Consider the following 16,625-nt stretch of genomic DNA (forward strand, 5'->3'; position numbering starts at 1 on the left):
TTTAAAATTTAGTAAAAAAAGAGATGTGTAGATATGCCATGGTTTCCTATAAACCACATTACGCTTGTTTTAATTGTCGAAAAACATTTAAGAGGAGATTGATGAATGATATAAACAGAGGTGAGAAATCAGACCAGGAAGCCAAATGTCCGGAATGTGCAGCATTAATGGCCAATATGGGACTTGATTTTGAGTCACCAAAAAAGGATGATGTAAAAAAATGGGAACACATTAAAAGTTTGTATACTGTTGGCATTACATTTCACTCTTGCGGATGCAGTGGACCGGGTTATATTCCGAATTCAAAAGAAAAATTATTGGAGTATTTTGAAGATATGAAAGCAAAATATCTTAAAAATATTGATTTTTGGCGCACACGAATTGAGCCAGCTACTAAAAGTGAAATCGATAAAGACAGGAATAAAAACTGGACTAAATTTGGTCCTTTTTCATCACGTTCTAAAAAAGAAATTATTAAGAATCAGGAAGGAATAGACTTTTGGCTTGAAAAAGTAAAGCAAATTGAAGGTAAAATTAGCCTCATAAAATAGATTATTAAATTTGAAGGAAACTTTAGATTTTAAATATTATACTTGGAACAAATTCCTTAAATTTGTTCCCTCAATTATGGCAGGAAAATGATAGACAAGATAAAACAGCATATAGAGGAAGCTAAAGCCTTTAATGATAAAAATAAAGAATCCTTAGAGCAATTTCGTATAAAATATTTGGGTAGTAAAGGATTATTAAAAGAACTTTTTACAGAGTTCAAAAATATTCCAAACGACCAGAAAAAAGATTTCGGACAAGTAATAAATACTTTAAAAGCTGTTGCAGAAGAAAAAGTACGTCTTATTCAGGAAGAACTGGAAAGCAAAGAAGAAGTAAAAGGTATTTTTGGTGATTTAACTAGATCATCAGAACCTGTAATTATTGGTTCGCGTCATCCTATTTCTATTGTTAAAAATCAAATAATAGATGTTTTTGCTAATATCGGATTCAACGTTTCCGAAGGTCCGGAAATCGAAGACGACTGGCATAACTTTACAGCATTGAACTTACCGGAATACCATCCGGCACGTGATATGCAGGATACTTTTTTCATACAAACGAATCCAGACGTGTTGTTGCGTACGCATACATCATCTGTTCAGGTGCGTTATATGGAAAATAACAAACCGCCAATCCGTACCATTTCTCCGGGACGTGTTTTTCGTAATGAAGCAATTTCATCACGGTCGCACTGTATCTTTCATCAGGTAGAAGGATTGTACATCGACAAAGATGTTTCGTTTGCAGACTTAAAACAAACCCTGCTTTACTTTACGAAAGAAATGTTTGGTAAATCGAAGATTCGTTTGCGTCCGTCTTACTTTCCGTTTACAGAGCCTAGCGCCGAAATTGATATTTACTGGGGACTAAAAACAGAAACCGATTATCGTATTACAAAAGGAACAGGCTGGTTAGAAATTGGAGGTTGCGGAATGGTAGATCCAAACGTTCTTAAAAATTGCGATATCAATCCGGACGAATATAACGGTTTTGCTTTCGGAATGGGAATAGAGCGTATTGCCATGTTGTTGTATCAAATTGGTGATATTCGTATGTTTTATGAAAATGACGTACGTTTCTTAGAGCAATTCAAAGCAAATATATAATTTAAGCCGAAGGTCAAAAGTCGAAAGTCTCCTAATTGGGGCTTTCGACTTTTGGCTTTATAACTTTTTACACTTATGAAAAAAGATATTACAATCCCCGAAGTAGAAAACGTTTTTTTAGCTGCTGTTCAGGAATGGAGCGACGACTTTATGGAAAAAGTATGGTACGCTTATTTAGTAAACGACAGTGATTTTAATTTAGATAGCGTTATGGTAGTTTCAAAAGCATTTGGAACCATCGATGGAGAAATGAAAAAAACTTCTGTTTTACGTCATGCTTTTGTTGAAGTTCCTGCCGTTTCAGTAGTAAAAATCGAAATGGTTGAAAAAAGCCTTCTGGTTTTAAACAACGAATTCATGGTAACGTTCTTCATCGGAAACACATTATACGATAAAAAATTCATCTTCAAATCAAACCTAATCAACGAAAACAATACGGAGGAAGTGCCAATTTTGTTTGTTGAAGGAATTATGGTGAAGTGATTTTAAATTTTAGATTTTAGAATGTAGATTTTAGATTTAAAAGAATATTCAACTATACATAAAGGAGCCGGGATTTACTGCTAAATCCCGGCTCTTTTTTATATTCAATAGTAAAGTTAAAGTCTTTACTCTATTTTCTTTTTTCTCAAAAAAACCTAGTCCAAAGACTCCGTTAATTTCTTAAACACAGACTTGGCATCTTTTCCTTCGTATAAGATAGAATAAACAGCATCGATAATAGGTGTTTTTGCACCGTAACCCTGATTTAGTTTATAAGCACTTTTAGTAGCGTAATATCCTTCCGCAACCATGCTCATTTCCATCATAGCACTTTTTACTGTATAACCTTTTCCAATCATATTTCCGAACATTCTGTTTCTTGAAAACACCGAATATCCTGTAACCAATAAATCGCCCAAATAAGCAGAGTCATTAATGTTACGTTTCATTTTATGCACTTTTCGGATGAATTTTTTCATTTCACGTATTCCGTTACTCATCATAACCGATTGAAAATTATCGCCATAACCTAATCCATGAGCGATTCCGGCAGCAATAGCATAGATGTTTTTAAGCATCGCAGCGTATTCAGTTCCAATAATGTCGTCTGAAATTTTTGCCTTAATGTAATTTCCGGAAAGTGTTTTAGCAACCGTTTTTGCTTTGTTTGGATCTCCGCAGGCGATGGTTAAATACGAAAGCCTTTCTAAAGCTACTTCTTCAGCATGACAAGGACCGGTGATAACACCAATGTTGTAATACGGAATATCGTATTGAATATGAAAATGCTCTCCAACAATCAAACTTGTTTCAGGAACAATTCCTTTAATAGCAGAGAAGATTATTTTATCACTTAAGGAAACCGTTAAGTTTTTTAATTCAGTATCTAGAAACGCAGAAGGAATAGCAAAAATAATGTAATCTGCATATTCTACCGCTTCGTTAATATTATTGGTTAGCTTAAGCTTTTTAGTATCAAATTCTACTGAACTTAAATAATTGGGATTGTGCTTGTATTTCTGAATGTGCTCGATCGCTGCGTCATTACGCATATACCACGCAATTTCTGAAAGATTTACGCATAACATCTTTGCAATCGCCGTCGCCCAGCTTCCACCTCCAATTACTGCAAATTTTAAATTTTCGCTCATTTTTTTATTAATTTAAAACAAAAGTACTTAATAATGCAGAAATAACACAAAAACTGATTTAAGAAAATTTTGAAAACTATGGAATCCGTTTCTTTTTTTGTGCGATTTACCTAAAATGAGAACAAAGCTAATGTGTAAATCTGTTTTTATTTAAAAAAAGGGAATCATCATTTAAAAATCATTAGTTTTGGTGAAATTTCTCTCAAATATGACCAATAAATTTTACACGCTTGTTTTAATGCTGACAGCAACCCATTTTTATGCTCAAGAATCAAATCTCACTTATTTTGATGAGAACTGGGATAAAACAAAAAAAGAGAATGCATCTTATTACAGAATCAGCCCTTCTAAAACGGTTAAAGATCTGACGTTGCTTGAAGATTTTTACATAAGTAAAGCACCGCAATTTCAAGGATACACTTTAAAAAGTGATGAGAATGCTTATGTAGGAGATGTAATTTGGTACGATGCAAACGGTTTTGATCTTTCATTTTATAAATACTATAATAATACGGCTGTTCCTGTTCTGACGTATTATTATCCGAATGGAAAAAAACGCAAAACGATTAGCTATAAAAACGGCAGGAAGAACGGAGAAACAATCGTGTACCATCAGGACGGAACCATTTTAATAAAAGGTGTTTATCTGGATGGAAAACCTGTAAGCGGAAGTTTTGAGGATATTAATGATTGGGACTATTATCGCACTAATAAAGTAGACAGAAATCGAAAGAAAGAACAAGGCGACGATCCTGTGATTACAGCATATCCTGTAGTTGAGGAATCGAATGCAATTGTTACTTCTAAAGGTAAAAAAACTGTAGAGCGTAAACTTATTTCCGTAAAAACATTTTGGATTAATTCGAAACAGCTTGCACAAGAAACAACTTATAATGTTAAAGAGTATGTTATGAATCCAATTAAGCAAGTAAATTACGATGCTGCTGGAAAATTGATTCAAACATTAAATGAAGGTGATTTTGAGACGTATGGAAAAAACTTTTTCACAGGAATTGGTTTTCAGTATTATCTGCAGAACAATTTTGCTGTGGCGATTAAATCTAAGACTTCCTATAAAAAGGGTATTAAATCAGGAGAAGAAATTAAATATCATCCTAACGGAAAAGTAGCTGAAACTACGAAGTTTATAAATGGTAATATTGAGGGGGAGCAAATTGCATATAACGAAAAAGGAACGGTTATAAAAAAACGTACTTATAAAAACGGAAAACCTTTTGACGGTAATTTCGATGAAACTTTTTCGGGTGGATTACTTGCAAATCAAAATTATGTGCAAGGACTAAAACAAGGAGAATCAATTATAAAAACGGATAAAGATAGTCTTGTTGCGAAAGGAATTTATAAAGATGGAAAACCTTATAATGGAACTTTTATCGAAACAAAAGATAAGGATCATAATGAGTTGATTCAGGTCGTGAATTTCAAAAAAAATGGATTGCAAAAAGTTTTTGATTATAATATCGACAACATTATAAAAACATACAATTCCAAGGAGGATATCTTAAATGGAGAAACGACTTTTTATGACAAAGGAAAAGTAACAGGAATAATAGAGTACAAGAATGATTTGCCTTATAATGGGGAGTTGACAGATTCTGAAAAACGTACGATATTCAAAAACGGAGAAATGACCGAAGAAGTGTTTTATAAAAATAAATATGGAAGTATGTCAGATGAAAATGTTCGCAAACAGAAACAGTACACAAACGGAAAATTAACAAAAATAATAGATAAGTCTTTTTATATCGCAGATATTGGCGGGGATGCTTTCGAAGGAATTTACAAAGACGAGAAACCGTATCAAGGTTATTTTGCAACCGATTTTCGAGAATTCAATTACGTAGAATATTACGAAAAAGGAGAGCTAAAGTACCAATATTCAAACAACTATTTGGAGAATATGGATAGGTACGATCATCCTCTTTATGATATAAAATCAACATACAAAGACGGAAAAATCTTTGACGGACCGGAATACATTAAAATTGATCATTTCTTTATGACCAAATATTGGACAAACGGCATGTTACAGCGCTACGATTGTGATGTTTTTGCGGTACATTATTTCAATAGAATTCAGTTTGCATTGAAAAATAATACAATCGAAATCAATGAGTTCAGGAAAAAGAAAATCGGAAAAATAACGAAAGAAAAAGTAAATAATAAGGAAGTAAGTAAATTATGGATAGATGAAAAAGTAATTATGTCAAGTACTTCGGTAGAAGTTAGTAACGTAATTCCTGAGAAAGCCGCAAGCATTGCTTACACAGAATGGAATAATAAAATAGATGCCAAAATTTTAAATTTTGATCAAAATATTGCTGACGACAGAGAAGATTCTGAGATTTTCTACAGTATTTTCACCGCTAATATTGATGATCGTAAAACAATTGTAGAAAACTTCAACAGTATAGCAAATAATTTTTCAACAGGCAAGAATGTCGAAAGTATCTTTGGAAAGCACAGGGGAAATAGTATGATTGCAGGCATCTATTTTAATGAAGTCGGAAAACCGGATTCGGGAGTTTTGATCTTAAAGAATAAAGAAAACCAGTACGATCTTCAGGCATTCCTGTACGGAAAAATGTTAGAAGAAATTAAAAATACCGATTTGAAGAATATGAAGAAAGCGGTAGAAAAACTAAATGATGCGATCACTAAAAAATTAAACGAAAGAAATTAAAAAAAATATTTCACTAGCTACACAATAAAAGTAAGAATACTACGTTAACACTCTTTATAAATTAGAGTTTAATGAGTTTAACAAAAATTGAGTTAGTTAGTTTTGTTTTAGTATTGTAAAAAGGCGTTCCTAATAATTTAAGAACGCCTTTTTCATTTTAGTTTCAGAAAGCTGAAAATTTAGTAACTCATTTCTACAATAGATTTTACCTTATCTAAAGTAATCAATTGTTTTTCACCTAAACCTTTCCAGCCTCTTTCATCAAAGCGAGATACGATAAAATCAGCAGTTTTGCTGTAATCGTCTGTGTATTGAGAAAGTTTAGTATCCATTCCCATAGTGTGGAAAAATTCAACTGTTTTGTTAATCGCTTCTTTTGCTACTTCATCATCAGAACCTGTTAAATTAAAGATTCTTCTTCCGTATTGTGCTAATTTCCCTTTTTTGGTATCAAACATCACCGTGTATAAACTTGGCCCGATAATAGCCAGCGTTCTTGCGTGATCGATATCGTATAATGCTGTTAATTCATGACCAATCATGTGGGTTGCCCAATCAGAAGGAACTCCTTTTTGAATCAAACCGTTTAATGCCATTGTACAGCTCCACATAAAGTTAGAAGCCAAAGCATAATCTGTTGGATTTTCTGCTACTTTTGGACCAATTTCGATTAAGGTCTGCAAAATTCCTTCAGCAATTCTGTCTTGTAAATAACCTTCGTGCGGATACGTTAAGTATTGTTCCATAACGTGCGTGTAAGCATCTACAACACCATTTTGTAATTGTCTTTTTGGTAAAGACTCAATAACGGTAGGATCGCAAATAGAAAATTTAGGAAACAAAGCGCTTCCGCCAAAAGAAAGTTTTTCCTGAGTACTTTTAATCGTAACAACAGCTCCTGAATTCATTTCGCTTCCCGTTGCAGGTAAAGTCAAAACAGTTCCAAACGGTACCGCATTTTCTTTAATCAACAAACGTTTTTGTAAAATGTCAATTGGGTTTCCGTCAAAATTAACAGCAGCCGAAATAAATTTCACACCATCAATTACAGATCCACCACCAACAGCAAGAATAAAATCAATTTTTTCCGCTTTAATAACTTCAACAGCTTTCATTAAAGTTTCAAAATGCGGATTAGGTTCAATACCACCGAATTCAATAATATTAAAACCTTTTAAATTGTTGATTACCTGTTCGTGAATTCCGTTTTTAAAAATACTTCCACCACCGTAAGCCAATAATATTTTTGCGTCTTTTGGTACTAAAGTTGATAATTTTTCGATTTGCCCTTTTCCGAAGATTAAATTCGTCGGATTATATAATTCAAAGTTTAACATGTGTTTTTTATTTAAAGTTGCTAAGATACTAAGTTGCTGAGGTTCTAAGTTTTTTTCTTGAAACTGATCCAGCAAGCTTAGTATCTGTTTATTAATTAGCGAATAAGAGATTGAGTTTATAAGTTCCTAAGAGAAAACCTTAGCAACTTAGAACCTCAGAACCTTAGTAGCTTATTTATTCAATTTTTGCAATAATTTACCCGCTACTAATTTAGACGAAGCCGGGTTTTGTCCTGTGATTAAAAGTCCGTCTTCTACAGCATATGGTTGCCAATTTGGACCTTTAGAAAAATTTCCTCCATTTTGAGTTAAAGCATCTTCCAATAAAAATGGAACAACTTTACTTAATCCAACCGCTTCTTCTTCAGCGTTTGTAAATCCGGTTACTTTTTTACCTTTTACTAAAAATTCACCATTTACTTTTACGTTTTTCAAAACTGCAGGAGCATGACAAACAAAAGCAACCGGTTTTTTGTGAGTATAAAAAGATTCAATCAAAGCAATTGAACTTTTGTCCTCTACTAAATCCCATAATGGACCGTGACCTCCAGGATAAAAAACAGCGTCATAATCTTTTTGGTTAATAGTCGAAAGTTTATGTGTGTTTTTTAATTTTTCCTGTAATGTTTTATCAGCATCAAAACGTTTCGTGTCTTCTGTTGCAGACGAAGGATCAGCACTTTTTGGATCAATTGGCGGCTGACCACCCAATGGAGAAGCAATTGTAATTTCTATTCCCTGATCTAATAATTCATAATACGGTGCAGCAAATTCTTCTGACCAGAATCCTGTTTTTTCGCCTGTGTTACCCAATTTATCATTGCTGGTTACCACAAATAATACTTTTTTCATCCCTATTTTTGTTTTTTGAGCTGTAGCAGCTGTGCTAAAAGCTGTAAATGCTATAATTGTGTAGAAAGCTATTTTTTTCATAATATTTTAAAATTTTTGACAAATTTACGCTTTAAGTGATATCAGTAAAAATAAAATAAACTATGTTTGTTATAAAAATATTTATGTCATGGTGAATCTCGAATGGTATAGAACTTTTAAGGCGGTATATAAAAACGGAAACTTCTCCGTTGCGTCAAAAGAATTGTTTATGAGTCAGCCGGCAGTAAGTCAGCAGATATCAATGCTCGAAGCGCATGTAGGTTATAAATTGTTTAACCGAAAGTCAAAAGGCGTAGAACCAACAGAATACGCTAAGTTACTCAATAATTTAATTATTGATGCACTTGACCGATTAGAAAATGTAGAAACGGGTTTCAGGGCAAAAGCCGAAGATTCAGTTCGCTTAATTTCAGTTGGTATTTCAAAAGATTTATTCAATAGTTGTGGCAGTGTTTTGCTCTCCAAATTCGATTTTATCGATTTTACCTTTGCAGAGAACGATGCACTCTTTGAACTTGTTAATGCCAAGAAATTAGATTTTGCCATTACAACAAAAAGGTACGATACATTCGATACCATCTATGAAATTGTCGGAAAGATAAAACTAATCATGGTCGCGCCGGTAAGTCTGGATGCAGCAGAGTTTCGTCAGAAGTTAAAAGCAGACAATTATACCGAAACAGAACAATGGCTCAACAGTCAGAAATGGTATTCTCATGATGCGAGGATTCCACACATCAAAATATTCTGGCTTCATGCTTTCAGCAAAAAAAGACCCTCAATGGTACCAAATTACATCATTCCATCAGAATCTGAAATGCTCGAAATGCTTTCAAAAAACTCAGGAGTTGCCATCACGTGGAACTGTAATGCGAGAAAATATATCAAAGAAAACAAATTGCAATTATTGTGGAATAGTTTTCACGTGCCTGAAGAGTTTGTATATGTATTAACAGCAAAAAATAATACTTCGAGTTCTTTTTTTGAAAGTATTAATAAAGAATTAAAATTGTTTCTGGGGAATAGATTATAATTTTCATCAGAAGGTAACGAGTTTAAATTATGGAAAATTTTCAAAATATACGGATTGCTGTAGATGCTATTGTCTTTGGTTACAAAAACAACAATCTGTACGTGCTTCTAATACAGCAGCAATTTGGTTCTACCGAAAAATATTGGGCATTACCGGGCGGTTTAGTAAAACAGGACGAATCGTTGAGTGATGCGGTGATCAGAGAATTGCACGAAGAAACCAATGTACAATTGACATTTATGGAGCAATTGTACACTTTTGGAGACGACATTTACCGAGATTCACGTAATCGTGTCATTTCAGTGGCCTATTATGCTCTGGTCGATGCTTCTCATTTAGAAATAAAGGCAGATACTGATGCAGAGAAAGTACAATGGTATAAAATAGATGAAATTCCCGCATTGGCATTTGATCACAACATAATACTAGAAAAAGCAATCTCGAGATTAAAAGCAAAACTGACTTACGAACCTATTGGTTTTGATTTGCTTCCGGATGAATTTCTGTTTTCTGACCTTGAAAATCTGTATTGTACCATTCTTGAAAAAGAAATTGATCGCAGAAACTTCAGAAAAAAAATTCTTAGTTATGGTTTTCTCGAACAAACAGAAAATTTCTCGCCAATAAAAAGCGGACGTCCGGCAAAACTGTTTAAGTTTGATAAATTAAAATACAATGCGTTAATACAAAATGGCTTTCACTTTGAAATAAAATTTGCTTAAACTAAATTACGATGATTAAACCATTTCCATTCCATTCGGATTTAAAAGATTATTTTAAAAAGCAAGACAAAACCTGGTCTTGGTTTGCTGAAGAAAAAGTAAAAATAGAACAGCAGGAAGCTTTTAAAACGGATTTATTAAAAAACTCCTATCGAATTGATCCCGAAACGGAACCGAAAGTTTATGAAATTTTAAAAACAGCAAAAGATAAATTGGGCATCATAGTTCCGATCACGATTTATCAGTCGCAAAGCATGGATGGTAATAACGCCGGAGTTGTTTTTTTTGAAAACGAAGCGCATATCATTTTATCAGGAACCATTTTAAAGTTATTAAACGAAGACGAATTATTGGTTTTATTCGGACATGAATTGTCACACATTCTGCTTTTCAATCTGGAAAATGGAGATTACGAAATCACAAACAGAATCATTAATACCATTGCAAGTGATAGCAACAGCGAATTGTTTTATTACGAAACTGCAAGATTGTATCAGCTTTACACCGAATTATATTGCGACCTTGGCGCTTTAAAAGTAAGCGGAAGTTTAGAAACCACGATTCAGACTTTAATCAAACTAAATACAGGCTTAGAAAAAGTATCGGCAGAAAGTTATCTGAAACAAGCCAACGAAATTCTGGAACGAATAGAAAAAGGATCAGACGGAGAAACACATCCTGAGAATTTTATCAGAGCAAAATCGCTGGAAATCTTCGAAAAAGATAATGCCAATTATTACTCTAAAACAGAAAAAATAATATCCGGAAAAATAGATTTACATCAGCTCAATCTCTTTTCTAAAAAAGTGGTTTTTGATACCACAAAAGAATTAATCTCCATTATTCTGAAACCAAAATGGGCACAATCTGAATATTGTACAGCACTTTACAAACAATATTTTTCTAATTCAGATCGAAACACAGCTTCTTTTATTGATGAAGTATTCAAACTGAAAATTGCAGACAGCAAAAAAAACTTAAAAGAGTATTACGCTTATGTTATGCTCGACTTTGGGTTGTGCGATCCTGATTTAAAGGATGCTTTTGTGGGACATATTTTGGATATTTCAGAGCAATTAGGTTTAGAAGATGAAATGAAAGCAATTCTGAAGAAAGAACTCAATCTCACCGAAAAGACTTATAAAGCATTTGCTCAGAATTGCACTTCTACCTTAAATAAAATATTAGAATCAGACTTAGAAAACACATATTAAGATGATTAAATCTATCAAGGAATCCGCTTTTTATCAATTTATCACAGACAATTTTCAAAAAGGAGCTTTTGCTAACGATGACATTATTGCGATAATAGTGCCTCTGTTAAAAACTGTTTCAGCTATCCATAATCAGGGAAAAGTAGCATCGCTTGATGATATTTCGTCAATTTATATTGAAGATCAGCATCTTCATATTACAGATGATGCATTCGAAATAAAAGACAATAGAAAAGCAATTGCCGCCTTTTTTAAAAGCAAAAGTAAAGCTTTCGAAATTTCGGGCGAGCAATTTAGTACCACTGAAATTGGAGAAGGCGTAACCAGAGCTTATGGAGATAAGAGTTACTCTGAAGATGATAATGAAGATAGCGCAATACCATCTTACGTAAAAGATTATAGCAGTTTCGAATTTGAGTTCGATCACCATGATCCACTGACCGATATTTTTGTGTTGGGAATGATTCTGGCAAGTATCACATTACAATTTGATTTTACGGTAAGTGAAGATGTAAAGCGTTTTGTAGACTACAGAAAGAAAATGTATTTTCTGAACAGTAAAATCAATCCTGCGATCTCAAATATTATTCTTGGAATGACAGAATTAAACAGGGAAAATCGTTGGAAAGATTTAAATGAAATTATCGAAAAACTCCAAAATTACAGAGATTATAATCCGGAAACCGAATACGATCTGTCTAGTTTAATCGATGGAAAAATTCAAAATAAAAATCAGTTCATTCACGAAAAACTTCGAAACCGATTATTCGACAACAGCAAGCGAAACCGACTTTTATATTTCCAGCCCAATTTAAAATTTTTAAATCTTACCATTTCATCTGTTCCGCAGGCATTGAATTATGAAAACATTGATCCTAAATCTTTGTTTTACTGGAATGAAGATATTTCAAAAAAAATAAGCAATACAAGTACCATTTCACTTAATAAATATTTAGAGTTTGGCGACAATACTTATATCGTGCCAACTCTGGATAAAATTCGTTTAGAAGCTAATAAAGATATCAACGAATACGGTTTTAGCCAGCTGAAATTAGTTTTGTGTAATTTGAACTGGTTTAACACAAAAGAAGAAAGTTCAGAAAAAATAGTTTCGCCTTTACTTTTGGCATCCGTTACACTGACCAAGAAAAAAGGAGTAAAAGACGATTATTCACTTGAATTTCTGGATTCAGAAGTAGAGATCAATCCTGTTTTGGCAAACATGCTAAAAGAACTTTATGATATTCGATTGCCGGAAACCATTCAGCTATCCGAAACCAAAATCGAAGCCATTTATGAATTGTTGCGCGTGCAAATTGAGAAAAACAGTTCCGGAATTGTTTTAGATTATATTGGTAAACCGAAAATAAAACTCATTCATTCGCAGGCAAAACAAATCCTGACACAATTCAATAAACGTTCTAAAAAGAAAGAAGCCATTCAGGACAAACGAAACCTGAATTATTCCTATCAGCAGGAAAACTTTCAGCCGTATGGTTTAGAGTTGTTTCGCAATTATGTTTTTACGCAGGCTTCGTCATTAGAATATTTGATTAACAGCGATATCAAACAAAGTCCGCAGTTTTTTAATGAAAACAAAACCATCGAAAGAGCCTTTTATCAGCTTGACGAAGGCGATGTAAATCCGTTTCGTTGGGAATTTGACACTTGTAACTTGATTTTAGGTAATTTCAATTACAAAAAAATGTCATTGGTTCGTGATTACAATCAGGTAATCGAGAATGATGTGGAGAGCAATGTCTTTAAAAGCTTGTTCAATTCGCTGGCGCAGAAAGATTTTAAAACCGAATTAGATTCGGGGAACAATTTTACCAAAACGTTCAATGTTGTAGCGAGCGATCCTACGCAAAACAATGCGGTACAATATTCTGAAACCGGAGAAAGTTACATCATACAAGGACCACCGGGAACCGGAAAGTCACAGACTATTGCCAATTTGATTGCTAACTATGTTGCAAATGGTAAAAAAGTATTATTCGTTTGTGAAAAGCGTGCAGCCTTAGATGTGGTTTTTTACAGACTTAAAAATCAAGGCTTAGACGACTTATGTTGTTTGATTCACGATTCGCAGGCAGATAAAAAAGAGTTTATTTTAGATTTAAAGCAAACCTTTACCGATTTTACAGCCGCCAAAAATAATTTTCAGACTATCGCCAAAAAACGGGATAATCTTGTAGATCAAATAGATGCTGAAATCAATAAAGTAGCTGTTTTTCATGATTTCATGAATGCCAGAATCGATGGCGATACAGAACTTACCATCAAGTCACTTTTCGATGTTTTAGTATCCAGCACACACAAGGCTTTGTTAGACAGTTTAAATATGCTGGACGATAATGCAGGTTTGCAGGATTGGGATACACATCACGAATTGTTCGAAAAGCTTTTTGAAATCAATAAGGAAACCAATCAATCGGAGTTTTTCTCGGTGCATCCGTTTCGTTTTCTAAAAACAGATGCCTTTCGTAAATACCAGCACATATCAGATTTAAAGAAAGATCTGGAAAGCAGTCAGGAAACACTGGAAAATATTTCAGAACGATTAGATTTTGTAGCAATTCCAACAGAAGTAAATACGTTTTTCGAGATTCAGAAATTCCTGCGTAAAGCAATGGCAACGTTTATTTATTTTGATAGCAATAAATCAGAATTACTGGAATCAAACAGCGCTCTTTTTCGATCACTTGAAACTGACGTTCAAAGCTTACTGAAACTAAGAACAGACATTGATAGATTAACCAAACAATATCCGCATTGGAAAAGCGCACCATCAGAAACCGATGCCAGAACTGCTTTGGATGTCATCAGAAAAAACGAAAACAGTTTTTTTAATTTCATCAACTCCGATTATAAAAAGATCAGAAACGAAATTTTAGCCGTTTACGATCTTAACAAACATACCATAAAACCAAGCTTGTCTGTAATTTTAGAGAATTACTGCGCTCAGTTTGAAGAAGAAGAAAAGTTTAATGTCTTAAAAAGTGAATTAGAAAGTAAATACAATCTCGGAGATTTATTTGAATTAAAGTACCACACCGAAACGCTTAAAAAAGAATTAGATGCAACGATTTTAAATTTTGCCCGAAACTTAAACGAAGCAGAACGAAAAGAAGTAGCCGAAATTAAAAACCTGTTCTTAAAAGTAAATTCTTCTTTGTGTAACAGCATCGAGAATTATGAGAATATAAGTCTTACAGATATCGAGAATCAAATTACAGCGATAAATACCAAGAAAATGTACTTTGACCTGTATGCTTCCTTTTTTGATGAAATACAAGACGTAAATCCATCGGTAATTCAATTATTAAAAACGAAAAAGCTTCCGCTGGAGCATCTCAAAATTACTTTAGCCGAACGATCATTAGAAAAGTATTATGCGATAAATTACACGCATAAAAAATTCAACATGGATTTGCTGCATACTTCAATTCAGAAAGTTAAAAGAATGCATGCCGATTTATTAGCCTTAAACGGAAAATACATTATCGCCAAGCAAGTCAGTAATTTGAAAGAGCTGATTTTGATGTCTGAAATGTCCGTTTCCGGAATGACGCCAGACCAGAAAGAAAGCAAAAGATCGATTACAGAAGGACGAAAAATACTGGAAAATGAATTCAGTAAAAGCATCCGATTTAAATCGATTCGCGAATTAGCTTCTTCAGATTCCGGACAAATCATTCGCGAAATAAAACCCGTTTGGTTAATGAGTCCGCTAAGCGTTTCGGACACCTTGCCTGTTGATGAAAATTATTTTGACGTAGTTATTTTTGACGAAGCAAGTCAGATAACGCTCGAAGAAGGATTAGTACCAATTTACAGAGCCAAGCAAACGATAATCGTCGGGGATGAAATGCAAATGCCGCCAAGTAATTTCTTTGGAAGTTCATCCGTCAACCAAGATGATTTATGGACAGATGCCACAGCAGAAGACAATGATTATTTCTCATTAGATGCCGACAGTTTCCTGAAACAAGGAGCGCGCAAGTTTCCCTCGATTATGCTCGGATGGCATTACCGAAGCAAGCATGAAGCTTTGATTGGTTTTTCTAACGCTTCCTTTTACGATAGTAAATTATTGACCATTCCGGATTTAAAGGATCATAGTAAATTAGGTAAACCTATAATTGTGGAAGATGTAAAAGAAGCAAAGAACAATCTGGAATCTTTGTTCTCTAAACCGATCTCGTATCATTATATTCAAAAAGGAGTGTACAACGCACGTTCTAACCTAAAAGAAGCAGCCTATATTGCCAATATGGTGCGGGAACTTTTGGTACAAAACAAAGAACAAAGTATCGGAATTGTCGCTTTCTCAATGGAACAGCAAAACGAAATCGAAACGGCAATAGAAAATCTTTGTGTTGAAGATAAAGTTTTTGAAAACCTGATTGAAGAAGAATACAAACGTATCGAAAACAATCAGTTTGTTGGACTTTTTGTCAAAAATCTTGAAAACGTACAAGGAGACGAACGAGACATTATCATCATGAGTACCTGCTACGGATATAATTCAAGCGGAAAAATGCTGATGAACTTTGGTCCAATTAACAAACGTGGCGGAGAAAAACGACTGAATGTAATTTTCTCAAGAGCGAAGAGAAGCATGTGCGTCGTTAGTTCGATTAAGTATACTGACATTAAGAATGAATACAATGAAGGTGCCAATTACTTTAGAAAATACCTGCAATATGCAGAACTGATTAGTTTAGGACAATTAGAAGCCGCAAACAATGTTTTAAATTCGATCAACAGCAAACACAAAATCGAAACATCAAGTCTGATTTCAGATCAGATTCAGGCAGAAATGGAAAAGATGGGTTATTTCGTAACCAAAAATATTGGACAAAGTAAGTTTAAATGCCATCTGGGAATTAAAAAAGCAGCAGATGATGAAGCCTTTATTTTAGGAATAATGATTGATGACGATTTGCATTATGCTAATAATGATATCCTCGAACAATATTTGTTACGACCGGAAATTCTAAAAGCCAATGGCTGGACCGTTTGTCAGATCTATTCGAAAGACTGGATCGAAAACAGACCAAGAGTTTTAAAAATGATTGGAGCTGCGCTGAAAAACGAATCTTTTTTTGATGAAGTAGAAATGCAGGAAATCAATATTGAAGTTGAAAATGATGCTTTGCATAATACTCAAAATGAAACTGCGAATAGCAATGTTGCGTTTGAACGTTATTTCAATACCGCAAACGGAAGTAATAAATATTGGGAAATTGGTTTAGACGGTAAAAATATAATCGTGCAGTACGGAAGAGTGGGAACCAAAGGGCAAAGAATGGTTAAAGCCTTTGATAGCGAGGATTTAGCATTAAAAGAAAAGCGAAAATTGATAGCGCAAAAGGTTTCCAAAGAATACTTTAAAGAAGAAAAAGAATAAGTTTGCGTAATTT

At 33.8% G+C, this 16,625-nt stretch carries 11 protein-coding genes; 8 read left to right on the forward strand and 3 right to left on the reverse strand.

The window, feature by feature from the left end; all coding sequences use genetic code 11:
* Positions 1 to 101: 101 nt before the first annotated feature.
* The 3 genes from B0A66_RS04205 to B0A66_RS04215 all read left to right on the forward strand — a co-directional run bounded on the left by B0A66_RS04205 (position 102) and on the right by B0A66_RS04215 (position 2,141).
* Positions 102 to 551 carry a hypothetical protein gene (locus B0A66_RS04205; RefSeq protein ID WP_244283386.1) on the forward strand — a complete coding sequence of 150 codons (450 nt, stop codon included), beginning with the start codon at positions 102 to 104 and terminating at the stop codon, positions 549 to 551.
* Positions 552 to 638: 87 nt separating this feature from the next.
* Positions 639 to 1,658 (forward strand): phenylalanine--tRNA ligase subunit alpha, encoded by a 1,020-nt coding sequence (gene pheS, locus B0A66_RS04210; protein WP_089048597.1) that lies wholly within the window; start codon positions 639 to 641, stop codon positions 1,656 to 1,658.
* A gap of 75 nt (positions 1,659 to 1,733) precedes the next feature.
* Complete coding sequence (locus B0A66_RS04215) at positions 1,734 to 2,141, forward strand: hypothetical protein (protein ID WP_089048598.1); 408 nt, start codon at positions 1,734 to 1,736, stop codon at positions 2,139 to 2,141.
* 155 nt (positions 2,142 to 2,296) lie between these two features.
* Here the strand turns inward: B0A66_RS04215 and B0A66_RS04220 are convergent, their stop codons facing one another.
* Complete coding sequence (locus B0A66_RS04220) at positions 2,297 to 3,292, reverse strand: NAD(P)H-dependent glycerol-3-phosphate dehydrogenase (protein ID WP_089048599.1); 996 nt, start codon at positions 3,290 to 3,292, stop codon at positions 2,297 to 2,299.
* A 208-nt stretch (positions 3,293 to 3,500) separates the two neighbouring features.
* On the opposite strand from B0A66_RS04220, the gene B0A66_RS04225 reads away from it, so the two are divergent.
* Entirely contained in the window at positions 3,501 to 5,996 is a 2,496-nt protein-coding gene (locus B0A66_RS04225; protein WP_089048600.1) for a toxin-antitoxin system YwqK family antitoxin, read from the forward strand.
* A 179-nt stretch (positions 5,997 to 6,175) separates the two neighbouring features.
* On the opposite strand, the gene B0A66_RS04230 is transcribed toward B0A66_RS04225, so the two are convergent.
* Both B0A66_RS04230 and B0A66_RS04235 read right to left on the reverse strand, forming a co-directional pair.
* Positions 6,176 to 7,333: an iron-containing alcohol dehydrogenase gene (locus B0A66_RS04230; protein ID WP_089048673.1), complete on the reverse strand. Its 1,158-nt coding sequence runs from the start codon at positions 7,331 to 7,333 to the stop codon at positions 6,176 to 6,178.
* Between the two features lie 171 nt (positions 7,334 to 7,504).
* Positions 7,505 to 8,266 (reverse strand): type 1 glutamine amidotransferase domain-containing protein, encoded by a 762-nt coding sequence (locus tag B0A66_RS04235; protein ID WP_208862568.1) that lies wholly within the window; start codon positions 8,264 to 8,266, stop codon positions 7,505 to 7,507.
* 88 nt (positions 8,267 to 8,354) lie between these two features.
* On the opposite strand from B0A66_RS04235, the gene B0A66_RS04240 reads away from it, so the two are divergent.
* The 4 genes from B0A66_RS04240 to B0A66_RS04255 are packed head-to-tail and all read left to right on the forward strand — an operon-like array spanning position 8,355 to position 16,612.
* Entirely contained in the window at positions 8,355 to 9,260 is a 906-nt protein-coding gene (locus B0A66_RS04240) for a LysR family transcriptional regulator (protein ID WP_089048601.1), read from the forward strand.
* A 29-nt stretch (positions 9,261 to 9,289) separates the two neighbouring features.
* Positions 9,290 to 9,982: an NUDIX hydrolase gene (locus B0A66_RS04245; RefSeq protein WP_089048602.1), complete on the forward strand. Its 693-nt coding sequence runs from the start codon at positions 9,290 to 9,292 to the stop codon at positions 9,980 to 9,982.
* 11 nt (positions 9,983 to 9,993) lie between these two features.
* Complete coding sequence (locus tag B0A66_RS04250; RefSeq protein WP_089048603.1) at positions 9,994 to 11,196, forward strand: M48 family metalloprotease; 1,203 nt, start codon at positions 9,994 to 9,996, stop codon at positions 11,194 to 11,196.
* Between the two features lies 1 nt (position 11,197).
* On the forward strand, positions 11,198 to 16,612 hold the full coding sequence (locus B0A66_RS04255; protein WP_089048604.1) for an AAA domain-containing protein: 5,415 nt from the start codon (positions 11,198 to 11,200) through the stop codon (positions 16,610 to 16,612).
* Positions 16,613 to 16,625 lie beyond the last annotated feature (13 nt).

The organism is Flavobacterium hercynium (assembly GCF_002217285.1).
GTDB lineage: Bacteria > Bacteroidota > Bacteroidia > Flavobacteriales > Flavobacteriaceae > Flavobacterium > Flavobacterium hercynium.

Bases quoted from the DNA above. Each gene is read 5' to 3' on its own strand.
- B0A66_RS04205 (WP_244283386.1), top strand. From the start codon at position 102: ATGAATGATATAAACAGAGGTGAGAAATCAGACCAGGAAGCCAAATGT.
- pheS (WP_089048597.1), top strand. From the start codon at position 639: ATGATAGACAAGATAAAACAGCATATAGAGGAAGCTAAAGCCTTTAAT.
- B0A66_RS04215 (WP_089048598.1), top strand. From the start codon at position 1,734: ATGAAAAAAGATATTACAATCCCCGAAGTAGAAAACGTTTTTTTAGCT.
- B0A66_RS04220 (WP_089048599.1), bottom strand. From the start codon at position 3,292: ATGAGCGAAAATTTAAAATTTGCAGTAATTGGAGGTGGAAGCTGGGCG.
- B0A66_RS04225 (WP_089048600.1), top strand. From the start codon at position 3,501: ATGACCAATAAATTTTACACGCTTGTTTTAATGCTGACAGCAACCCAT.
- B0A66_RS04230 (WP_089048673.1), bottom strand. From the start codon at position 7,333: ATGTTAAACTTTGAATTATATAATCCGACGAATTTAATCTTCGGAAAA.
- B0A66_RS04235 (WP_208862568.1), bottom strand. From the start codon at position 8,266: ATGAAAAAAATAGCTTTCTACACAATTATAGCATTTACAGCTTTTAGC.
- B0A66_RS04240 (WP_089048601.1), top strand. From the start codon at position 8,355: ATGGTGAATCTCGAATGGTATAGAACTTTTAAGGCGGTATATAAAAAC.
- B0A66_RS04245 (WP_089048602.1), top strand. From the start codon at position 9,290: ATGGAAAATTTTCAAAATATACGGATTGCTGTAGATGCTATTGTCTTT.
- B0A66_RS04250 (WP_089048603.1), top strand. From the start codon at position 9,994: ATGATTAAACCATTTCCATTCCATTCGGATTTAAAAGATTATTTTAAA.
- B0A66_RS04255 (WP_089048604.1), top strand. From the start codon at position 11,198: ATGATTAAATCTATCAAGGAATCCGCTTTTTATCAATTTATCACAGAC.